At 71.2% G+C, this 20,762-nt stretch carries 13 protein-coding genes; 11 read left to right on the top strand and 2 right to left on the bottom strand.

Annotated features, from left to right (window positions below; genetic code table 11):
- Nucleotides 1-95: 95 nt before the first annotated feature.
- From O1Q96_RS35645 to O1Q96_RS35630, 4 genes are read left to right on the top strand one after another with little or no spacing between them, the layout of a single operon-like run.
- Nucleotides 96-2,330, top strand: a complete 2,235-nt coding sequence (locus O1Q96_RS35645) for an exo-alpha-sialidase (RefSeq protein ID WP_269252075.1) — start codon at nucleotides 96-98, stop codon at nucleotides 2,328-2,330.
- Nucleotides 2,327-4,315: a beta-galactosidase gene (locus O1Q96_RS35640; RefSeq protein WP_269252074.1), complete on the top strand. Its 1,989-nt coding sequence runs from the start codon at nucleotides 2,327-2,329 to the stop codon at nucleotides 4,313-4,315. Before O1Q96_RS35645 ends, O1Q96_RS35640 begins: the two co-directional genes overlap by 4 nt.
- Nucleotides 4,312-6,525, top strand: coding sequence for a glycosyl hydrolase family 95 catalytic domain-containing protein (locus O1Q96_RS35635; protein WP_269252073.1), 2,214 nt, complete (start codon nucleotides 4,312-4,314; stop codon nucleotides 6,523-6,525). The genes O1Q96_RS35640 and O1Q96_RS35635 overlap by 4 nt, the downstream gene beginning before the upstream one ends.
- A gap of 50 nt (nucleotides 6,526-6,575) precedes the next feature.
- Nucleotides 6,576-7,289, top strand: a complete 714-nt coding sequence (locus tag O1Q96_RS35630) for a glycoside hydrolase family 12 protein (protein ID WP_269252072.1) — start codon at nucleotides 6,576-6,578, stop codon at nucleotides 7,287-7,289.
- A gap of 76 nt (nucleotides 7,290-7,365) precedes the next feature.
- Here O1Q96_RS35630 and O1Q96_RS35625 read toward each other — a convergent pair whose 3' ends face one another.
- Both O1Q96_RS35625 and O1Q96_RS35620 read right to left on the bottom strand, forming a co-directional pair.
- On the bottom strand, nucleotides 7,366-9,435 hold the full coding sequence (locus O1Q96_RS35625) for a glycoside hydrolase family 31 protein (RefSeq protein ID WP_269252071.1): 2,070 nt from the start codon (nucleotides 9,433-9,435) through the stop codon (nucleotides 7,366-7,368).
- Between the two features lie 115 nt (nucleotides 9,436-9,550).
- Nucleotides 9,551-10,564 carry a LacI family DNA-binding transcriptional regulator gene (locus O1Q96_RS35620; RefSeq protein WP_269253862.1) on the bottom strand — a complete coding sequence of 338 codons (1,014 nt, stop codon included), beginning with the start codon at nucleotides 10,562-10,564 and terminating at the stop codon, nucleotides 9,551-9,553.
- A 384-nt stretch (nucleotides 10,565-10,948) separates the two neighbouring features.
- On the opposite strand from O1Q96_RS35620, the gene O1Q96_RS35615 reads away from it, so the two are divergent.
- The 7 genes from O1Q96_RS35615 to O1Q96_RS35585 all read left to right on the top strand — a co-directional run bounded on the left by O1Q96_RS35615 (nucleotide 10,949) and on the right by O1Q96_RS35585 (nucleotide 20,719).
- Nucleotides 10,949-12,895, top strand: a complete 1,947-nt coding sequence (locus O1Q96_RS35615; protein ID WP_419587001.1) for an acyl-CoA dehydrogenase family protein — start codon at nucleotides 10,949-10,951, stop codon at nucleotides 12,893-12,895.
- 275 nt (nucleotides 12,896-13,170) lie between these two features.
- Nucleotides 13,171-14,460 (top strand): 1-deoxy-D-xylulose-5-phosphate reductoisomerase, encoded by a 1,290-nt coding sequence (dxr, locus tag O1Q96_RS35610; RefSeq protein WP_269252069.1) that lies wholly within the window; start codon nucleotides 13,171-13,173, stop codon nucleotides 14,458-14,460.
- Nucleotides 14,457-15,761: a M50 family metallopeptidase gene (locus tag O1Q96_RS35605; protein WP_269252068.1), complete on the top strand. Its 1,305-nt coding sequence runs from the start codon at nucleotides 14,457-14,459 to the stop codon at nucleotides 15,759-15,761. The genes dxr and O1Q96_RS35605 overlap by 4 nt, the downstream gene beginning before the upstream one ends.
- Nucleotides 15,762-15,928: 167 nt before the next feature.
- Nucleotides 15,929-17,086 (top strand): flavodoxin-dependent (E)-4-hydroxy-3-methylbut-2-enyl-diphosphate synthase, encoded by a 1,158-nt coding sequence (gene ispG, locus O1Q96_RS35600; RefSeq protein ID WP_269252067.1) that lies wholly within the window; start codon nucleotides 15,929-15,931, stop codon nucleotides 17,084-17,086.
- A 225-nt stretch (nucleotides 17,087-17,311) separates the two neighbouring features.
- Nucleotides 17,312-18,160, top strand: coding sequence for a GNAT family N-acetyltransferase (locus tag O1Q96_RS35595; protein WP_269253861.1), 849 nt, complete (start codon nucleotides 17,312-17,314; stop codon nucleotides 18,158-18,160).
- A 145-nt stretch (nucleotides 18,161-18,305) separates the two neighbouring features.
- Entirely contained in the window at nucleotides 18,306-18,878 is a 573-nt protein-coding gene (locus O1Q96_RS35590; RefSeq protein ID WP_269252066.1) for a GNAT family N-acetyltransferase, read from the top strand.
- Nucleotides 18,879-19,021: 143 nt separating this feature from the next.
- Nucleotides 19,022-20,719, top strand: a complete 1,698-nt coding sequence (locus O1Q96_RS35585; protein WP_269252065.1) for a proline--tRNA ligase — start codon at nucleotides 19,022-19,024, stop codon at nucleotides 20,717-20,719.
- Nucleotides 20,720-20,762 lie beyond the last annotated feature (43 nt).

Here is a 20,762-nt window from a genome sequence, read left to right as displayed (position 1 = left end):
GTGGCTGGTCGCGCCGTTCCCCGCGTCGCTCAGAGGCGCCCCTCGCTGGGCTGTCTCCGCCGCTCCCGCCCCCCTCTCGCAGAACGAGGTATGTCATGCGCACGTCCCGTCCGAATAGACGCGCCGTCCTTTCCGGGACCGCTGCCACGGTTGCCCTCACCGCCATCTCCGTCGGTTCCGGCCCGGCGCTGGCGGCCACTGACGCGGACGAGAACGCGGACGGATCCGCCTACCGCTGGCGCAACGTCGTCATCGGCGGTACCGGGTTCGTCACCGGGGTGCTGTTCCACCCCTCCGTACGGGGTCTGGCCTATGCCCGTACCGACATCGGCGGCGCCTACCGCTGGGACGACCGGGCAGGCCGCTGGATCCCGCTCACCGACCACCTCGGGTGGGACGACTGGAACCTCCTCGGCGTGGAGGCGATCGCCGTCGACCCGGCGCACCCGGACCGGGTCTACCTCTCCCTCGGCACGTACGCCCAGTCGTGGGCCGGCAACGGCGCGGTGCTGCGGTCGGAGGACCGGGGCGCGACCTGGCGCCGGACCGACCTCGACGTGAAACTCGGCGCCAACGAGGACGGGCGGGGCGCGGGGGAGCGGCTGCTGGTCGATCCGCGGGACAGCGACACGCTGTGGCTGGGGACCCGGCACGACGGGCTGCTCCGGTCCACCGACCGCGGGGCGACCTGGGCGCCGGTGAGCGGCTTCCCGGGGAAGCCGAGCGCCTCCGGGCAGGGCGTCATGTTCCTCGTCGCCGCCGGGCGGGCCGTCTACGCCGGGTGGGGCGACGGCGACGGCACCCCGGGGACGGCGAACCTGTACCGCACGGCCGACGGGACGGCGTGGGAGGCCGTCCCCGGGCAGCCCTCCGGCACCTCCGCCAAGGTGCCGGTCAGGGCGGCCTACGACCGGCACACGCGCGAGCTGTACGTGACGTACGCCAACGCGCCCGGACCCAACGGCCAGTCCGACGGCAGCGTGCACAAACTGCGGACCACGACCGGCAAGTGGGCCGAGGTGACTCCCGTGAAGCCGGGCGGGACCACCTCCGACGGGTCCACCGACACCTTCGCGTACGGCGGAGCCGCCGTGGACGCCCGCCGCCCGGGCACCGTCGTCGTCTCCACCAACAACCGCTGGGCCGACATCGACACCGTGTACCGCAGCACGAACGGCGGCCGCACCTGGACGTCCCTCAAGGACACCGCCGTGTTCGACGTGTCCGAGACCCCCTACCTCAAGTGGGGCGCCGACAAGCCGAAGTTCGGCTGGTGGATCCAGGCGCTCGCCCTGGACCCGTACGACTCGAAGCACCTCGTCTTCGGGACCGGCGCGACCCTCTACGGCACCCGTGACCTCAAGCACTGGGCGCCGCAGATCCGCGGCCTGGAGGAGACGTCCGTACGCCAGCTGATCTCGCCCCCGGCCGGGAAGGCGCACCTGCTCAGCGGCCTCGGGGACATCGGCGTGATGTACCACGAGAAGCTCACGGCTTCCCCGTCGCGCGGCATGGCGTCGAACCCCGTCTTCGGGACGGCGACGGGGCTCGCCCAGGCCGCGGCCGAGCCGTCGTACGTGGTCCGCACGGGCTGGGGCGACCACGGCAACGGGGCCCACTCGCACGACGGCGGACGGACCTGGGCGCCCTTCGGGGCCCAGCCCGCCATCGCCAAGGAGGCGCCGGGGCCGATCGCGGTCAACGCCGACGGCAGCGCGCTGCTGTGGTCGTTCGTGCACTGGGACGGCACGAAGTACGCGGCCCACCGCTCCACGGACAACGGCGCGACCTGGTCCGAGGTCGCCTCCTTCCCGAAGGGCGCCACACCGGTCGCCGACCCGGCCGACCCCGCCCTCTTCTACGCGTACGACACCGACAGCGGAACCCTGTACGCCAGCACGGACAGCGGTCGCTCGTTCACGGCCCGCGCGACCGGGCTGTCCTCCGGTGACACCCAGTTCGAACTGGTCGCGGCGCCGGGGCGCAGCGGAGACCTGTGGCTGAGCCTGAAGTGGAACGGCCTCCACCGCTCCACCGACGGCGGGGCGACCTTCTCGAAGGTGGACAGCTGCTGGGCCTCGTACACGCTCGGATTCGGCAGGGCGGCCGACGGCGCCGGCTATCCGGCGGTCTACCTGGTCGGCTCGACGGAGACCATCACCGCCGTGTACCGCTCCGACGACGAGGCGAAGACCTGGACGCGCATCAACGACGACGCCCACCAGTGGGGCTGGACGGGCGAGGTGATCACGGGCGACCCGCGCGTGTACGGCAGGGTGTACCTGGCGACCAACGGACGCGGCATCCAGTACGGGGAGCCCGCCCGATGACCGCCCACGAGGCGCCCGCCCGGCCGGGCCTCGCCGACGTCACCCGCGGGCGCATCCTCTTCGGCGGCGACTACAACCCCGAGCAGTGGCCCGAGGAGACCTGGCACGAGGACGTACGCCTGATGAAGGCGGCCGGCGTCAACTCCGTCACCCTCGGCGTCTTCTCCTGGGCGAAGCTCGAACCGCGGCCGGGAGAGCGGGAGTTCGGCTGGCTCGACCGCCTGATGGACCTCATGCACGAGAACGGCATCGGGGTCGTCCTCGCCACCCCCACCTCCTCGCCGCCGCCCTGGCTGGGCCGCCTCCACCCGGACACACTGCCCCGCGACGAGGACGGGCGCACCGAGTGGTGGGGAGGCCGCCAGCACTTCTCGCACTCCAGCGCCACCTACCGCCGCCACGCCGCCGCCATCACCGAGGACCTGGCCGCCCGCTACGGAAGCCATCCCGCCCTCACGATGTGGCACATCAACAACGAGTACTGCACGTTCGACTGGGGCGACGAGGCCGCCGTCACCTTCCGCCGCTGGCTGCGGAACAGGTACGGCACGCTCGACGCCCTCAACACCGCGTGGGGCACGGCCTTCTGGAGCCAGGGCTACGGCGACTGGGAGGAGATCCTGCCGCCGCGCCACGCCCACTACATGAAGAACCCCACGCAGGTGCTGGACTTCAGGCGCTACACCTGCGACATGCTCCTGGAGTGTTACGCCGCCGAGCGTGACATCGTCCGCCGGTACTCCCCGGACCTCCCGGTGACCACCAACTTCATGCCGATGTGGGTGGGCCAGGACGCCTGGAAGTGGGTCCAGGAGGAGGACGTCGTCTCCGTCGACATCTATCCCGACCCGCGCGACCCCTTCGGCGCGCAGAACGGCGCGCTCATCCAGGACATGACGCGCTCCCAGGCCCGTGGACCGTGGATGCTGATGGAGCAGGCCGCGGGACCGGTGAACTGGCGGGGCGTCAACCATCCCAAGCCGCGCGGCCTCAACCGTCTGTGGTCCCTCCAGGCCGTCGCCCGGGGCGCCGACGCCGTCTGCTACTTCCAGTGGCGGCAGTCCAGGCAGGGCGCGGAGAAGTTCCACTCGGGCATGGTCAGCCACGCGGGGGAACAGGGGCGCACCTACCAGGAGATCAGGCAGCTGGGCACCGAACTAGTCTGCCTCAAGGGCGAGGTGACGGGCCGTCACTCCGTGTCCGAGGTGGCGATCCTCCACGAGTGGAACGCCTGGTGGGCGGGGTCCCAGGACGGCCGGCTCTCCTCCGAGGTCGACCATCCGCAGGTCGTGCGCGCCTGGCACCGCGCCCTGTGGGAGGCCCATGTCACCACGGACTTCGCGCACCCCGAGCGCGACCTGTCCGCGTACAGGCTGGTCGTCGTACCCCAGCTGTACCTGCTCACCGACGCTGCGATCGACAACCTCGTCGCGTACGTACGGGGCGGCGGCACCCTGGTCTGCGGCTTCCTGACCGGGGTCGCGGACGAGGACGACCGGGTGCGGCCCGGCGGCATGGACGGGCGGCTGCGAGAGCTCTTCGGGATCCGGACCCTGCACGAGTGGTGGCCCCTCGACCGCGGGGAGCACGCCGAGTGCGACGGCTTCCGGGGCACGCTGTGGTCCGAGGAGATCGAGGCCGGGGAGGGTGTCGCGGAGGCCGTCTACCAGGGCGGTGAACTGGACGGGCTCCCGGCGGTACTGCGCAGGGGCCGCGCCTGGTACGTCTCCACGCTGCCCGAACCCGCCGCGCTGCGAGAGCTGTTGGAGGGCGTGGCCGCCGAGGCCGGGGTGCGGCCGGTGCTCGAAGGGCTGCCCGCACAGGTCGAGGCCGTGCGCCGGGGAGACCTCCTCTTCGTCCTCAACCACGGGCGGGACCCAATCACGGTGGCCGTGCCCGGAACGTACCGGGACCTGCTCGGCGGCCGACAGGTCACAGACTCCGTGGAGCTGGGCCGCTACGGGGCGGCGGTGCTGTCGCCGTGAGCGCCGACGCCCCGCCGCCCCCGCCGCACGGCACCTGGGAGCCGAGCCCCGCCGCCCGCTGGGAGGACGCCTTCCTGAGCGGCAACGGCCGTCACGGAGCGCTGGTGTTCGGCGATCCCGGCGACGACCGGGTCATCGCCACGCACCACACCCTCGTCCGCCCCAACGGCGGCGAGCACGCCCGCCCACCGGAGCTGGCGGCCGAACTGACCGCCCTCCAGGACCGGTTGCTGGCGGGCGACCGAGCCGCGGCCGAGGACTTCACGGACGGGCGCCCCCTGCAGTGGGTGCAGCCCTTCCACCCCGCCTTCCAGGTACGGCTGCGACGGACGTCCGACGGGGAACGCGGCTACCGCCGCTCGGTCGACTTCACCACGGGCGTCGCCGAATCGGTCTGCACGGGCTGGCGCAGCCGGGTCTTCGTCTCGCGCGCCGACGACGTGATCGTCCAGTACGTGACCTCGCCGGGGCTCACCCTGGACATCGCGCTGGACCACCGACTCCCCGGTGCCCCGGGCGGGCTGGGCATCAGCGAGGGCGCGGTCCTCACCCCCGAGGGCGCCGTACTCACCCTGCGCGCCCGCTACCCCGGCAGCGACCGCGCGTACACGGGGGTGATGCTGGCCGTGGTCACCGGCGGCCGTACGACGCTGGCCCCGCCGGGCATGCGCGTGACGGGAGCGGAGTCGGTCCTGCTGCTGACGCGCCTCGCCCGGCACAGCGGGGAACTGGACACGGTGGCAGGCACGCAGGCCCTGCGCGAGCTGCTGCCGGACGACGAGGACCCGTACGGGACCCTCCTGGAGCGCCACCTGCGCCTCCACCGCACCGCGTACGCCCGCGCCTGCCTCGTCCTCGACGCCGACGACACCGAACGCGCGCTCCCCGGCTCCGAGCTGCTGAAGCGCCCCAAGAGCCCGGCCCTCCTCGAACGGCTCTTCGCGGCCGGCCGCTACCACCTGCTGTCCGCCAGCGGGATGCTCCCGCCGAGGCTCACCGGGCTGTGGACCGGCGACTGGGACACGGCCTGGTCCGGGGCGTTCACCACGGACGCCAACCTCAACCTGCAGACCGCCTCGGCCGTCGCCGCCGCGCTGCCCGAGGTCGTCGAGGCCCACGCCACGCTGATCCACGGGCAGTTGCCGCACTGGAGGGACAACGCCCGCGCCGTCTTCGGTGCCCGAGGCGTCGTCGCCCCGCCCCACACGGACGGCGAGTCCGGGCACACGTACCACTTCAGCCGCGAATACCCCCTGCACCTGTGGACGGCGGGCGCCGACTGGCTGCTCAAGCCCCTGGTCGACCACGACGAGACACGGGGGGAGCGGGACCTGCGACTGGCCGGCGCCCTGGCCGAAGTCGCCCTGTTCTACGAGGACTTCCTCACCCGGACCGACGAGCGGGGCCGGCTCGTCGTCGTGCCCTCCTACTCACCCGAGAACCGCCCGGCGAACGCGAGCTGGGGCGCGGTCAACGCCGCCATGGACCTCTCGGCGGCCCGGCACGCCCTGCTCACGGCGGCCGCGTACCACCCCGGCCCCGACGCGGACCGATGGCGGGACCTCGCCGAGCGGCTGCCCCCGCACCGCGTCAACGACGACGGCGCGCTCGCCGAGTGGGCGTGGCCCGGCCTCGACGACACGTACGACCACCGGCACCTCAGCCACCTGTACGGCGTGTGGCCGCACGACGAGATCAACCCCTACGAGACCCCCGGGCTCGCCGCCGCGGCACACCGCGCGCTCGAACTGCGGGGCGCCGAGAACGACTCCGCGCACGGGCACCTGCACCACGCCCTCGTCGCGGCCCGCCTGCGCGACGGCGAGCGGGTCGCGCACGCGCTCGGCCGGGTACTGGAGGGCGACTTCTTCCACGCCTCCCTCATGAGCGCGCACTACCCCCACCGCGACGTCTACAACGCGGACGCCGCGCACACCCTCCCCGCCCTGATCGTCGAGGCGCTGATCCAGTCGACCCCCGACCGGCTGGTCCTCCTCCCCGCCCTGCCCGCCGCCCTCCCGGCGGGTGAACTCCTCGGCGTGACCACGAGGTTCGGCGCGGTGGTCGATCTCAGCTGGCACCCGCGGGAGGCCCGGGCGGTGGTGCGGCCCACCCGCACCTGCCGGGTCGACCTCAGAACTCTCTCCGGAGCGCGACAGCTCTCCCTGCGCGCCGGAGAGGACTGCGTCCTGACCCTGGGGCCGCAGTAGATCCACCGCAGTCACATCCCCCACATCCCCCCACCCATGGAAGGGACACCATGGCAACACGCACGCTGAACAGGATCACCAAGGCCCTCCTGGCCCCCGCCCTCGCACTCGGCGCCACCATCGGTCTCGCTTCGGCCCCCGCCTCGGCGGCCGTCTGGAACTCCTGCGACCAGTGGGGCAACACCAGCCTCAACGGCTACACGCTCTACAACAACATCTGGGGCGGCGGCGCCGGCGGCCAGTGCATCTGGGCCAACTCCGGCACCAACTGGGGAGTCAACGCCAACCACCCCAACACCGGCGGCATCAAGTCCTACCCGAACGCCAAGAAGGTGATCAACAAGTCGATCACCTCGCTCGGTTCGCTCAGCAGCAGCTACAACGTCACGGTCCCGTCGTCCGGCGCGTACAACACGTCGTACGACATCTGGGACACGGACTACGACTACGAGATCATGCTCTGGGTCAACTACAACGGAGCCGTGGGCCCGCTCGGCACCTCGCAGGGCAACGTCACCCTCGGCGGCCACACCTGGTCCGTCTACAAGGGCAGCAACGGCGCCAACGAGGTCTTCTCGTTCCTGCGCACCTCGGACTCCAACTCCGGCACCGTCAACGTCCTGCCGATCCTCAAGTGGATCAAGGACACCAAGCACTGGATGGGCAACGAGACCATCGGCGACGTCCAGTTCGGCTTCGAGATCACCTCGTCGTCCGGCGGCCTGGACTTCCGCACCAACAGCATGTCGGTCTCCAGCAGCTGATCCCCGCGCGACGCAGGTGAACGACGGTGCGGCCGGCCCCTCCCGGGGAGCCGGCCGCACCCTCACGTCTGCGGGGTCACTCCGCCACCGGCAGCCGTGCCCCGTCCCGCAGGAACAGCGGAATGCGGTCCAGCGGCGCGTCGACGGTCACGGCCGCGCCTCCCTCGTACGACTCGCCGGTCCACGCGTCGGTCCAGCGCGCGCCCGCCGGAAGGTACGCCGTCCGGGCCGTCGCCCCCGCCGTGAGCACCGGCGCGACCAGCAGGTCCCGGCCGAAGAGGTACGCGTCGTCCACGGACCACGTCGCCTGGTCCTCGGGGAACTCCAGGAACAGCGGCCGCATCACCGGCAGCCCCTCCTCGTGGGCCTCCCGCATGACCTCCAGCACGTACGGCTTCAGACGCTCACGCAGGTGGAGGTACCTCTCCAGGATCGCGCCGGCCTCCTCGCCGTACGACCACACCTCGTTCGGGCCACCGGTCATCTCCGGGCCGAGCGGCGTGCCCGGGTCCCGGAAGCCGTGCAGGCGCATCAGCGGGGACAGCGCGCCGAACTGGAACCAGCGGATCATGACCTCGCGGTACGCCGGGTCGTCCGGGTCACCGCCGTGGAAGCCCCCGATGTCGGTGTTCCACCAGGGGATGCCGGACAGCGAGGTGTTGAGACCCGCCGCGATCTGGCGGCGCAGCGTCGCGAAGTCCGTGCCGATGTCGCCGGACCACAGGGCGGCCCCGTAGCGCTGACTGCCCGCCCACGCCGACCTGTTGAGGGTGATGACCTCTCTCTCGCCCGCCGCCAGCATGCCCTCGTGGAAGGTGCGGGCGTTCTCGCGCGGATACATGTTGCCCACTTCGAGTCCCGGGCCCGCCCAGTAGCGCAGGTTCTCCTGGAAACCCGGCTTCAGCTCCGGCTCGCAGGCGTCCAGCCAGAAGGACGTGATCCCGTACGGCTCAAGGTAGTTGTCCTTGATCCGCGACCAGAGGAACTCACGCGCCTCGGGGTTCGTCGCGTCGTAGAAGGCGACCTGGACCGTGGAGGCGACCTCCTTGTCCGGCCAGTCGGCGTGTGCCATGGGCCCGTACTGGGTGCCGATGAACCAGCCCCGCTGCTCCATCAGCTGATGGTTCTCGGAGAGCGGGGAGACGGACGGCCAGACGGACACGACGAGCTTGATGCCGAGTTCCGTGAGCTCCCGCTGCATCGCCGCCGGGTCCGGCCACTCGGCCGGGTCGAACTTCCACTCGCCCAGATGCGTCCAGTGGAAGAAGTCGCAGACGATGACGTCGATGGGCAGGCCGCGGCGCCTGTACTCCCGTGCCACGCCGAGGAGTTCGTCCTGGGTGCGGTAGCGCAGCTTGCACTGCCAGAAGCCCGCCGCCCACTCGGGCAGCATCGGCGTGCGCCCGGTCACCGCGCTGTACCGGCGCTGCGCGTCGGCCGGACGGCCCGCGGTGATCCAGTAGTCGATCTGCCGGGCCGAGTCCGCCACCCACCGCGTGCCGTTGCCCGCGAGCTCGACGCGGCCGATCGCCGGGCTGTTCCACAGCAGGGTGTAGCCGCGGCTGGAGGTGAGGACCGGGATGGTCACCTCGGCGTTGCGCTGGACCAGGTCGAGGACGGCGCCCTTCTGGTCGAGCAGCCCGTGCTGGTGCTGTCCGAGGCCGTACAGCTTCTCGCCCTCGTACGCGGCGAAGCGCTGCTCCAGACGGTGGTGGCCGTTGCCGACGGGGGTGTAGAGGCGCGGCCCCGGCCACCAGAAGTGGGCGCGCTCCTCGGCGAGCAGTTCGGTGCCGTCGTCGCTGCGGACGAAGCGGACCAGGCCCTCGGCGTCGACCTCCACGGTCAGCGCGCCGACGGTCAGCAGTCCCCGCCCGTCCTCGATCTTGACGGTGGCCTCCGTGGCGGGCGGCTCGTCGAGCACGGCGGCGGGCAGACCCTCCAGGACGGGCCCGCCGAGCCTGGCCCGGACCCGGACGGCGTCCGGGCCCCACGGCTCGATGCGTACGGTCTCCTGGCGGCCGCTCCACTCCAGCGCGCCGTCGCGTTCGCGGAACGTGCCGACGGTGGGGGAGGACTGGGCGAGGCTCGCGGACCCCTGCCCGGGCCTTCCGTGCTCTCCGGGCTGGTTCTCGGCAGGCTGATTCATACGGGGTGCTCCTGAAGGAAGGAGTGGCGACAGGACCCGGCGGCACGGCCGGCCGGGACAGGCGGGGTTCCCCAACTCCCCTCATGTGTACGGGAGATGGGGTGGTGTGGTGAGGTCAGGAAGCGGCGGGAGCCGGACCCGTGCTCGCCCGGACCGTCAACTCGGGTGCGATGAGCACGACTTCGTCCTTGCCGTGCCCCTCCAGCTTGGCGATCAGCTGCTCCACCGCGTTGCGGCCCATCTCCTGGGCGGGGATGGCCACCGAGGTCAGCCGCACCGACGCCTGGACGGCGACCTGGTCCGGGCAGATCGCGATCACCGACACGTCCTCCGGCACCGCCCGGCCCTGCCTGCGCAGCAGCGCGAGCAGCGGCTCGACGGCGGACTCGTTCTGCACGACGAAGCCCGTGGTGCCGGGGCGCTCGTCGAAGACCCGGGCCAGGGTCAGTGACATGGCGTCGAAGCCGCCCTCGCACGGGCGGTGGAGCACCCGCAGGCCGAGCTCCCGCGACCGGGAGCGGAGTCCGTCGAGCGTGCGCTCGGCGAAGCCCGTGTGCCGCTCGTAGACCGCGGGAGCCTCGCCGATGACAGCGATGTCACGGTGACCGAGCATCGCGAGATGCTCGGCGCACAGCGCGCCCGTCGCACGGAAGTCGAGATCCACGCAGGTCAGGCCGCTGGTGTCGGCGGGGAGCCCGATGAGGACGGACGGCTGGTCGGTGCCGCGCAGCAGCGGCAGCCGCTCGTCGTCGAGCTCGACGTCCATCAGGATCATCGCGTCGGCGAGCCCGCTCCCGGTGACCCGGCGCACGGCGTCGGGGCCCTCCTCGCCGGTGAGCAGCAGCACGTCGTACCCGTGGGTGCGCGCCGCGGTCGTCACCGCGATGGCGATCTCCATCATCACGGGTACGTACATGTCGGTGCGGAGCGGGATCATCAGCGCGATGATGTTGGACCGGTTGCTTGCCAGCGCCCGGGCTCCCGCGTTGGGGTGGTACCCGAGCTCCTGGATGCTCTGCTCGACCCGCTGGCGGGTGTCCACGGAGATGGACCGCTTGCCGCTGAGGACATAGCTCACCGTGCTCGCCGATACTCCGGCATGCTGGGCGACCTCGGCGAGGGTGACCATCCAGCTCTCCAAGCATTGTGTGAAGCGCTTCGACAGTGCGCGTTACGGACAAGGGCGAGTGAGGGTGGCTCGACAGTAGCTTGACGGCGAGTGGGTGTCCATAGGTTGTCGAAGCGCTTCGACTCCGTCGGTCGCGCGAGGGCTCCCACCGGGGCGGGAGAAGGGCCTGATGCGCGGGTGCGGGCGGGCGGGGGCTTGGCGCGCCGTTCCGCGCGCCCCTGTCGGGCGGCCCTGCGGGCCTGCCCTCCGGATCCCGGCGCGGGCACGTCCGTGGAGTGGGCCGAATGGTGCGCGAGGACTGGTGGGTGGGTCCGGAATCGGGTACATACGATCGAGTAGCACCGGTGAGTAACGGAACGGACCAAGATCCCTATTCGCGGCGAGGTGAGCCTCTTGTCCGCAACACCCCACCAGCCCGCTGTCTCCGAACGCGAGGCCCGACAGGTCGCCGAGGCCGCGCGAGAGCAGGACTGGCGCAAACCCAGTTTCGCCAAGGAGCTGTTCCTCGGCCGCTTCCGGCTCGACCTCATCCACCCCCACCCGATGCCCCCCGACGAGGACGCGCGGCGCGGCGAGGAGTTCCTCGCCAGACTGCGCGACTTCTGCGAGACCAAGATCGACTCAGCGCTCATCGAGCGCGAGGCGCGGATCCCCGACGAGGTGATCAACGGGCTCAAGGAGCTCGGCGCCCTCGGCATGAAGATCGACACGAAGTACGGCGGCCTGGGCCTGACGCAGGTCTACTACAACAAGGCGCTGGCCCTGGTCGGCTCCGCGAACCCGGCGATCGGCGCGCTGCTCTCCGCGCATCAGTCGATCGGCGTACCGCAGCCGCTGAAGCTCTTCGGCACCCAGGAGCAGAAGGACGCCTTCCTCCCGCGCCTGGCCCGTACCGACATCTCCGCCTTCCTGCTCACCGAGCCCGACGTGGGCTCCGACCCGGCGCGCCTGGCCACCAGCGCGGTACCCGACGGCGACGACTACGTCCTCGACGGGGTGAAACTCTGGACGACCAACGGTGTCGTCGCGGACCTGCTGGTCGTGATGGCGCGCGTGCCGAAGTCCGAGGGCCACAAGGGCGGCATCACCGCCTTCGTCGTGGAGGCCGCGTCGGAGGGCGTCACGGTCGAGAACCGCAACGCGTTCATGGGGCTGCGCGGTCTGGAGAACGGGGTCACCCGCTTCCACCAGGTCCGGGTGCCCGCCGCGAACCGCATCGGACCGGAGGGCGCCGGGCTCAAGATCGCCCTCACCACGCTCAACACCGGACGGCTCTCGCTGCCCGCCATGTGCGTCGGCGCCGGCAAGTGGTGTCTGAAGATCGCCCGCGAGTGGTCGTCCGTGCGGGAGCAGTGGGGCAAGCCGGTGGCCCACCACGAGGCCGTGGGCGCGAAGATCTCCTTCATCGCGGCGACCACGTTCGCCCTGGAGGCCGTCCTCGACCTGTCGTCGCAGATGGCCGACGAGAACCGCAACGACATCCGCATCGAGGCCGCCCTCGCCAAGCTGTACGGCTCCGAGATGGCCTGGCTGATGGCCGACGAGCTGGTCCAGATCCGCGGCGGACGCGGCTTCGAGACCGCCGACTCCCTCGCGGCCCGCGGCGAACGGGCCGTCCCCGCCGAGCAGATCCTGCGCGACCTGCGCATCAACCGCATCTTCGAGGGCTCGACGGAGATCATGCACCTGCTGATCGCGCGGGAGGCGGTCGACGCCCACCTCTCCGTGGCCGGCGACCTCATCGACCCGGAGAAGTCCCTCTCGGACAAGGCGAAGGCGGGCGCGAACGCCGGCGTGTTCTACGCCAAGTGGCTCCCGAAACTGATCGCGGGCCCCGGTCAACTGCCGCGTTCCTACGGGGACTTCCATCCGGCCGGACACGTCGACCTGTCCGGCCACCTCCGGTACGTGGAGCGCTCCGCCCGCAAGCTCGCCCGGTCCACCTTCTACGCCATGTCCCGCTGGCAGGGCCGGATGGAGACCAAGCAGGGCTTCCTCGGCCGGATCGTCGACATCGGCGCCGAGCTGTTCGCGATGAGCGCCGCCTGTGTCCGCGCCGAACTCCTGCGCTCGACCGAGGCGCACGGCCGGGAGGCGTACCAGCTCGCCGACGCCTTCTGCAGCCAGTCCCGCGTCCGGGTGGAGGAGCTCTTCGGCCGGCTGTGGTCCAACACCGACGATCTCGACCGCAAGGTGGTCAAGGGCGTCCTCGGCGGCGCCTACACCTGGCTGGAGGAGGGAGTCGTCGACCCGTCCGGCGAAGGTCCGTGGATCGCCGACGCGACACCGGGAGCGACCGAACGGGAGAACGTCCACCGGCCCGTCCGCTGACCCTCCCCCGGGAGGCGCCGCCGTCCCCGGCCCCGTGCCGCCGCTCACCGCACCGACGTCGTGCGGCGAGCGGCGGCACGGCGAACGGGGGAACATCGCGCGCCGGGCGGTCCGCCCACCGCGGCGCCCTGCGGCGCGGCGGGCGCGCGCGGGTCGTGCCGGGCCGCCGGCCGCGCGGTTCCCCGCACCCCCGAAGGGGACCCTCCGTGACCCTTACGAGGCACTCGCGGGACGCCCCTGTCCCGTCGGTGCGGTGTTGCGGCAACAATGGAGGGATGAGCGACAGTCCAGCCCCCCTCGCCGATCCGCATCTAGTCTTCGATCCCGTGCACGGAGTACGGGACGTCGTGATCCTCGGATCCACCGGATCGATCGGCACCCAGGCCATCGACCTCGTGCTGCGCAATCCCGACCGGTTCCGGGTGACCGGTCTCTCCGCGGCGGGCGGGAGGGTGGAGCTTCTGGCGGAGCAGGCGCACCGGCTCCGCGTCAAGACCGTCGCCGTGGCCCGCGAGGACGCCGTACCGGCACTGCGCGAGGCCCTGTCCGCCCGGTACGGGCCGGGGGAGGCCCTGCCCGAGCTCCTCGCCGGAGCGGACGCCGCCACCCACCTCGCCGCCTCCGCGGGCCACACCGTCCTGAACGGCATCACCGGCTCGATCGGCCTCGCCCCCACGCTCGCCGCCCTGGAAGCGGGCCGCACCCTCGCGCTCGCCAACAAGGAGTCGCTCATCGTCGGCGGCCCCCTGGTGAAGGCGCTGGCCGCGCCGGGCCAGATCATCCCCGTCGACTCCGAGCACGCGGCCCTGTTCCAGGCGCTGGCCTCGGGCACCAGGGCCGACGTACGCAAGCTGGTCGTCACCGCTTCCGGCGGCCCCTTCCGGGGACGTACGAAGGCCGAGCTTGCCGCCGTCACCCCCGCGGACGCCCTCGCCCACCCCACCTGGGCCATGGGCCCGGTCATCACCGTCAACTCCTCGACCCTCGTCAACAAGGGGCTCGAAGTCATCGAGGCGCACCTCCTCTACGACATTCCCTTCGAGCGGATTGAGGTGGTCGTGCACCCGCAGTCGTATGTCCACTCGATGGTGGAGTTCACGGACGGATCGACGATGGCCCAGGCGACGCCCCCCGACATGCGCGGGCCGATCGCCATCGGTCTGGGCTGGCCCGAGCGCGTCCCCGACGCGGCGCCCGCCTTCGACTGGTCGAAGGCGTCGAGCTGGGAGTTCTTCCCCCTCGACACCGACGCGTTTCCGGCCGTGGGGCTCGCCCGGCACGTCGGGGAGCTCGCGGGCACGGCTCCCGCGGTGTTCAATGCGGCCAACGAGGAGTGCGTGGACGCGTTCCTGAACGGCTCACTGCCGTATCCCGGGATCATGGAGACCGTCACGGAGGTCGTCGCCGAGCACGGCACACCCCGTACGGGAACCTCGCTCACCGTCCCGGACGTCCTCGAAGCGGAGACCTGGGCGCGCGCCCGGGCCCGCGAACTGACAGCGCGGGCGACAGCCCGGACAACAGCTCGGACGACAGCCATGACAACGGCGGAGGCTCGTGCATGACGACCCTGATGATGATCCTCGGCATAGTCGTCTTCGCGATCGGCCTGCTCTTCTCGATCGCCTGGCACGAGCTGGGACATCTCTCCACGGCGAAGCTCTTCGGCATCCGCGTGCCGCAGTACATGGTCGGCTTCGGTCCGACGATCTTCTCGCGCAGGAAGGGCGACACGGAGTACGGGATCAAGGCGATTCCGCTCGGCGGCTACATCCGCATGATCGGCATGTTCCCGCCCGGTCCGGACGGCAAGATCGAGGCCCGCTCCACCTCACCGTGGCGCGGCATGATCGAGGACGCGAGGGCCCAGTCCTTCGAGGAGCTCCAGCCGGGCGACGAGAAACGCCTCTTCTACACGCGCAAGCCGTGGAAGCGCGTGATCGTGATGTTCGCCGGCCCCTTCATGAACCTGATCCTGGCCGTCGCGATCTTCCTCGGCGTGATGATGACCTTCGGCATCCAGACGCAGACCACCACGGTCGGCAAGGTCTCCGACTGCGTCATCGAGCAGAGCGAGAACCGCTCGGAGTGCCGGAAGAGCGACACGGCGGCGCCCGCCAAGGCCGCCGGACTCCAGGGCGGTGACAAGATCGTCGCGTTCGACGGCAAGAAGGTCACCGACTGGTCCGCCCTCCAGTCCGACATCCGCGCCAACCCCGGCAAGGACGTCACCCTCACCGTCGAGCGCGACGGCAAGCAACTCGACCTGTCCGCCCACCTGATCCGCAACCAGGTCAGCAAGACGGACGGCGACGGCGGCTACGTCGAGGGCAAGTACGTGTACGCCGGCTTCCTCGGCTTCACGCCCGCCTCCGGCATCGTGCAGCAGTCGTTCGGGCAGTCCGTGGACCGCATGGGCGACATGATGCAGAACGGCGTCGAGTCGCTGATCGCCCTGCCGTCCAAGGTCCCCGCCCTGTGGGACGCGGCCTTCGGCGACGGCGAGCGCGAGGCGGACTCACCGATGGGCGTGGTCGGCGCGGCCCGCGTCGGCGGCGAGGTCTTCACGCTCGACATCCCGCCGGAGAACCAGATCGCGATGATGCTGTTCCTCGTCGCGGGCTTCAACCTCTCCCTGTTCCTCTTCAACATGCTCCCGCTGCTCCCGCTCGACGGCGGGCACATCGCGGGCGCCCTGTGGGAGTCGCTGAGGCGCAACGCGGCGAAGGTACTGCGGCGGCCGGACCCCGGTCCGTTCGACGTGGCCAAGCTGATGCCCGTCGCCTACGTGGTGGCCGGAATCTTCATCTGCTTCACGATCCTGGTGCTGATCGCCGACGTGGTCAATCCGGTGAGAATCTCCTAGCCGTACGCAGTTCACGACGGCCGGGCATGCTGCATGCCCGGCCGTCCTCCTATGGGTGGACCTGCCTGCGTGATGTGCTCCCGTCTGCGGGGGTGCCGTAATCTCGATGACTGGAGCCCGTCAGCTTTCGGGACCGACCGAATCCTTACCTTGGGGTTGCACAGCAGATGACTGCGATTTCACTCGGCATGCCGTCCGTCCCGACCAAGCTCGCCGAGCGCCGCAAGAGCCGGCAGATCCAGGTCGGAACCGTGGCGGTGGGCGGAGACGCACCCGTCTCGGTGCAGTCGATGACGACGACGCGTACGTCCGACGTCGGCGCCACCCTCCAGCAGATCGCCGAACTGACCGCGGCCGGCTGCCAGATCGTGCGGGTGGCGTGCCCCACGCAGGACGACGCCGACGCGCTCGCCACCATCGCCCGCAAGTCGCAGCTCCCGGTGATCGCGGACATCCACTTCCAGCCGAAGTACGTGTTCGCCGCGATCGAGGCCGGCTGCGCCGCGGTCCGCGTGAACCCCGGCAACATCAAGCAGTTCGACGACCAGGTCAAGGAGATCGCGCGGGCCGCCAAGGACACCGGCACGCCGATCCGCATCGGCGTCAACGCCGGTTCGCTCGACCGGCGCCTGCTCCAGAAGTACGGAAAGGCGACGCCCGAGGCGCTGGTCGAGTCGGCGCTGTGGGAGGCCTCGCTCTTCGAGGAGCACGGCTTCCAGGACATCAAGATCTCGGTCAAGCACAACGACCCGGTCGTCATGGTCAACGCCTACCGCCAGCTGGCCGCCGCGTGCGACTACCCCCTGCACCTCGGCGTGACCGAGGCGGGCCCCGCCTTCCAGGGCACGATCAAGTCCGCGGTGGCCTTCGGCGCGCTGCTCTCCGAGGGCATCGGCGACACCATCCGCGTCTCCCTCTCGGCCCCGCCGGTCGAGGAGATCAAGGTCGGCATGCAGATCCTGGAGTCGCTGAACCTCAAGCAGCGCCGCCTGGAGATCGTCTCCTGCCCGTCCTGCGGGCGCGCCCAGGTCGACGTCTACAAGCTGGCCGAAGAGGTCACCGCGGGTCTGGAGGGCATGGAGGTGCCGCTCCGCGTCGCGGTCATGGGCTGCGTGGTGAACGGACCGGGCGAGGCCCGCGAGGCCGACCTCGGTGTCGCCTCCGGCAACGGCAAGGGCCAGATCTTCGTCAAGGGCGAGGTCATCAAGACCGTCCCCGAGTCGAAGATCGTCGAGACGCTGATCGAGGAGGCGATGAAGATCGCCGAGCAGATGGAGGCGGACGGAATCGCCTCCGGCGAGCCCTCGGTGTCGGTGGCGGGCTGACCTCACGGTCCTCCCACTCCGGACGGGCTGAAGGATCCAGCCCGTCCGGCGCTCCGGGACGAGCGCGTGCGCGTACCGGCGGGGCCCGGTGGCGTGACCCCCGGGGCCGCGCCAGGAAGCGGCGGCGGGGCGGAGAAGAACCTCCCCGGAGCCACTGTGCGGCGTGGCACATTTTCCCCAGGTACAGTGCGGAGATCAGCAGACCTGATGGTGAAGGCCCCGTACGTGTTGACGCAGACGACCACCAGGGTCCTCGAGCCGAGTGACCTGGACGCCGCACTCGCCGTCCTCGACCGCGAGCCGGTCGCGAACGCCTTCGTGTCCTCCCGTGTACAGGTCGCGGGCCTGGACCCCTGGCGCCTCGGCGGCGAGATGTGGGGCTGGTACGAGGACGGCATGCTCACGTCCCTCTGCTACGCCGGCGCGAACCTCGTCCCGATCTGCGCGACCCCCCGTGCCGTACGGGCCTTCGCGGACCGCGCCCGCAGGGCGGGCCGCCGCTGTTCCTCCATCGTCGGCTCCTCCGAGGCCACGGCCCAGCTCTGGCGCCTCCTCGAACCGAACTGGGGCCCCGCCCGTGAGATCCGGCCGCACCAGCCCCTGATGGTCGCCGACCGGCTCCCCTCCGACATCGCCCCGGATCCGTACGTCCGCCGCATCCGCAAGGACGAGATGGAGGCGATCATGCCGGCGTGCGTGGCGATGTTCACCGAGGAGGTCGGCGTCTCCCCGCTCGCGGGCGACGGCGGTCTCCTCTACCAGGCGAGGGTCGCCGAACTCGTCGGCTCCGGACGCTCGTTCGCCCGTCTCGACCGCGACGGCCGAGTCGTCTTCAAGGCGGAGATCGGCGCCGCGACCTCGAAGGCCTGCCAGATCCAGGGTGTCTGGGTCGCCCCCGAGTACCGCGGCCAGGGCTTCGCGGCCCCCGGCATGGCGGCCGTCCTGCGCTACGCCCTCGCGGACGTCGCCCCGGTCGTCAGCCTCTACGTCAACGACTTCAACACGGCCGCCCGGGCCACCTACCGCAGAGTGGGCTTCCAGGAGGTCGGCGCCTTCATGAGCATCCTCTTCTGAGGAGTGCGGTCCCCGCCGGGGGGGAGGAGCCGTGACCTCCGCGGCTCGGCCGCACGGGCACTACCGGCCACCGCGGACCCGCGCCAACAGGACAACCCTCGGTCCGCCACGCCCCCGGACGAATACGCCCGGGTAGTCTCCGGGCATGCTGTCCTTCCCCGGTCAGGGCCCCCTGACGCCCGACGATGTCGTCATCGGCCCGCTGGACCTGGCCGCCCGGATCGACGAGGCGCTGACCGTCCAGGCCGTGGCCTTCGGACTCGGCGCGGACGAGATCGCCGTACGACGCCAGATCGTGCTGCGTCACCTCACCTTCCCCGGCGCCCGCGCGCTCGGCGCGACCGGCGCCGGTGACGGACGGCTCGCCGGCTTCGTCTACGGCATGCCCAACGACCGTACGCACTGGTGGTCCACCGTCGTCGAGCCGTACCTGCGAGGCCAGGGGTACGACGACTGGCTGGACCACTCCTTCGTGATCACCGAACTGCACGTCCACCCCGACTTCCAGAACCGCGGGATCGGCCGCGCCCTGATCACCACCATCACGGACAGCGCCACCGAACCGCGTTCGATCCTCTCGGCCATCGACACGGAGAGCCCGGCCCGCGGCCTGTACCGCTCGCTCGGCTACGAGGACCTGGCCAGGCAGGTCCTGTTCCCCAGCGCACCGAAGCCGTACGCGGTGATGGGCGCCCCGCTGCCCCTGCGGCGCCCCTGAGGCCCCCGGCCGCCGACAATCGATTTCCGGCGACGGCGGACCCCCGGCTAACCTCCTAAGCGGTCCCCGGGGAAGTGGGGCACGCCCCCCGCACCGCCCGGCACGGCTTAGCCATCACCCTTACGCAGCAGGAGTCGAGAACCATGGCCCAGGTCCAGCGCATGTCCCGTTTGATGGTCAAGACACTGCGTGACGACCCGGCGGACGCCGAGGTGCTCAGCCACAAACTGCTGGTGCGCGCCGGCTACGTGCGCCGCACCGCAGCCGGCCTGTGGTCCTGGCTGCCGCTGGGCAAGAAGGTCCTGGCCAACGTGGAGAGGGTGGTCCGCGAGGAGATGGACGCCATCGGCGCCCAGGAGGTCACGCTGCCCGCCCTGCTGCCGAAGGAGCCCTACGAGGCGACCGGCCGCTGGGAGGAGTACGGCCCCGAACTGTTCCGCCTGAACGACCGCAAGGGCGGCGACTACCTCCTCGGCCCCACCCACGAGGAGATCTTCACCCTCCTGGTCAAGGACCAGTGCACGTCCTACAAGGACCTGCCCGTCATCCTCTACCAGATCCAGAACAAGTACCGCGACGAGGCCCGCCCGCGCGCCGGCATCCTGCGCGGCCGCGAGTTCCTGATGAAGGACTCGTACTCCTTCGACACCGAGGACGAGGGCCTGGCCCAGTCGTACGCCCTGCACCGCGAGGCGTACCAGAAGATCTTCGCGCGCCTCGGTCTGGACTACCGCATCTGCGCGGCCACCGCGGGCGCCATGGGCGGCTCCAAGTCCGAGGAGTTCCTCGCTCCGGCCGCGGCCGGCGAGGACACCTTCGCCGACTGCCCGAACTGCGACTACGCGGCCAACACCGAGGCGATCACGTACGCGCTTCAGCCGGTGGACGGATCGGCCGTCCCCGCTCTCGAAGAGATCCCCACCCCCGAGACCCCGACCATCGAGACGCTCGCCGCGTACCTGGACGTGCCCGCCTCCGCCACCCTGAAGAACCTGCTGGTCAAGGTGGACGGCGAGATCGTGGCCATCGGCGTGCCCGGCGACCGCGAGGTCGACATGGACAAGGTGGAGGCGCACTTCGCCCCCGCCGCCGTCGAACTCGTCACGGCCGAGGACTTCACGGGCCGCGACGACCTCGTACGCGGATACGTCGGCCCGCAGGGCCTGGAGAAGGTCCGCTACCTCGCCGACCCGCGCGTCGCTCCCGGCACCGCCTGGATCACCGGCGCCAACAAGGAGGGCGTGCACGCGAAGAACGTCGTCGCGGGCCGTGACTTCGAGGTCGACACGTACGTGGACGCGGTCGTCGTACGCGAGGGCGACCCCTGCCCGTCCTGCGGCACCGGCCTCAAGCTGGACCGCGCCATCGAGATCGGCCACATCTTCCAGCTCGGCCGCAAGTACGCCGACGCCCTCCAGCTCGACGTCCTCGGCCAGCAGGGCAAGCCCGTCCGCGTCACCATGGGCTCGTACGGCATCGGTGTCTCGCGCGCCGTCGCAGCGCTCGCCGAGCAGCACGCCGACGAACAGGGCCTGGTCTGGCCCGCCGAGATCGCCCCGGCCGACGTCCACGTCGTCGCGGCGGGCAAGGCCCTCCAGACCGAGCTGGCGCTCGACGTCTCGGAGAAGCTGGGCGCGGCGGGCGTACGCGTCCTCGTGGACGACCGCGCGGGTGTGTCGCCCGGCGTGAAGTTCACGGACGCCGAGCTCATCGGCGTACCGAAGATCCTGGTGGCCGGCCGGCGTTCGGCCGACGGCGTCCTGGAGCTGAAGGACCGCCGCACCGGTGAGCGCGAGGAGCTGACGGTGGACGAGGCCATCGCCCGTCTGACGGCGAAGTGACCCCGGCGCCCGGGGGCCGCCCCTGAGCGGGCGGCCCCCGGGC

Source organism: Streptomyces aurantiacus (genome assembly GCF_027107535.1).
Taxonomy (GTDB): Bacteria; Actinomycetota; Actinomycetes; order Streptomycetales; family Streptomycetaceae; genus Streptomyces.
The sequence above is the reverse complement of the archived record's forward strand: the minus strand, read 5'-3'. Positions and strand labels throughout refer to the sequence as shown.

What these genes read in the sequence shown, in the direction of transcription:
- O1Q96_RS35645 (WP_269252075.1), top strand. Translation starts at nt 96, where the DNA reads ATGCGCACGTCCCGTCCGAATAGACGCGCCGTCCTTTCCGGGACCGCT.
- O1Q96_RS35640 (WP_269252074.1), top strand. Translation starts at nt 2,327, where the DNA reads ATGACCGCCCACGAGGCGCCCGCCCGGCCGGGCCTCGCCGACGTCACC.
- O1Q96_RS35630 (WP_269252072.1), top strand. Translation starts at nt 6,576, where the DNA reads ATGGCAACACGCACGCTGAACAGGATCACCAAGGCCCTCCTGGCCCCC.
- O1Q96_RS35625 (WP_269252071.1), bottom strand. Translation starts at nt 9,435, where the DNA reads ATGAATCAGCCTGCCGAGAACCAGCCCGGAGAGCACGGAAGGCCCGGG.
- O1Q96_RS35620 (WP_269253862.1), bottom strand. Translation starts at nt 10,564, where the DNA reads ATGGTCACCCTCGCCGAGGTCGCCCAGCATGCCGGAGTATCGGCGAGC.
- dxr (WP_269252069.1), top strand. Translation starts at nt 13,171, where the DNA reads ATGAGCGACAGTCCAGCCCCCCTCGCCGATCCGCATCTAGTCTTCGAT.
- O1Q96_RS35605 (WP_269252068.1), top strand. Translation starts at nt 14,457, where the DNA reads ATGACGACCCTGATGATGATCCTCGGCATAGTCGTCTTCGCGATCGGC.
- ispG (WP_269252067.1), top strand. Translation starts at nt 15,929, where the DNA reads ATGACTGCGATTTCACTCGGCATGCCGTCCGTCCCGACCAAGCTCGCC.
- O1Q96_RS35590 (WP_269252066.1), top strand. Translation starts at nt 18,306, where the DNA reads ATGCTGTCCTTCCCCGGTCAGGGCCCCCTGACGCCCGACGATGTCGTC.
- O1Q96_RS35585 (WP_269252065.1), top strand. Translation starts at nt 19,022, where the DNA reads ATGGCCCAGGTCCAGCGCATGTCCCGTTTGATGGTCAAGACACTGCGT.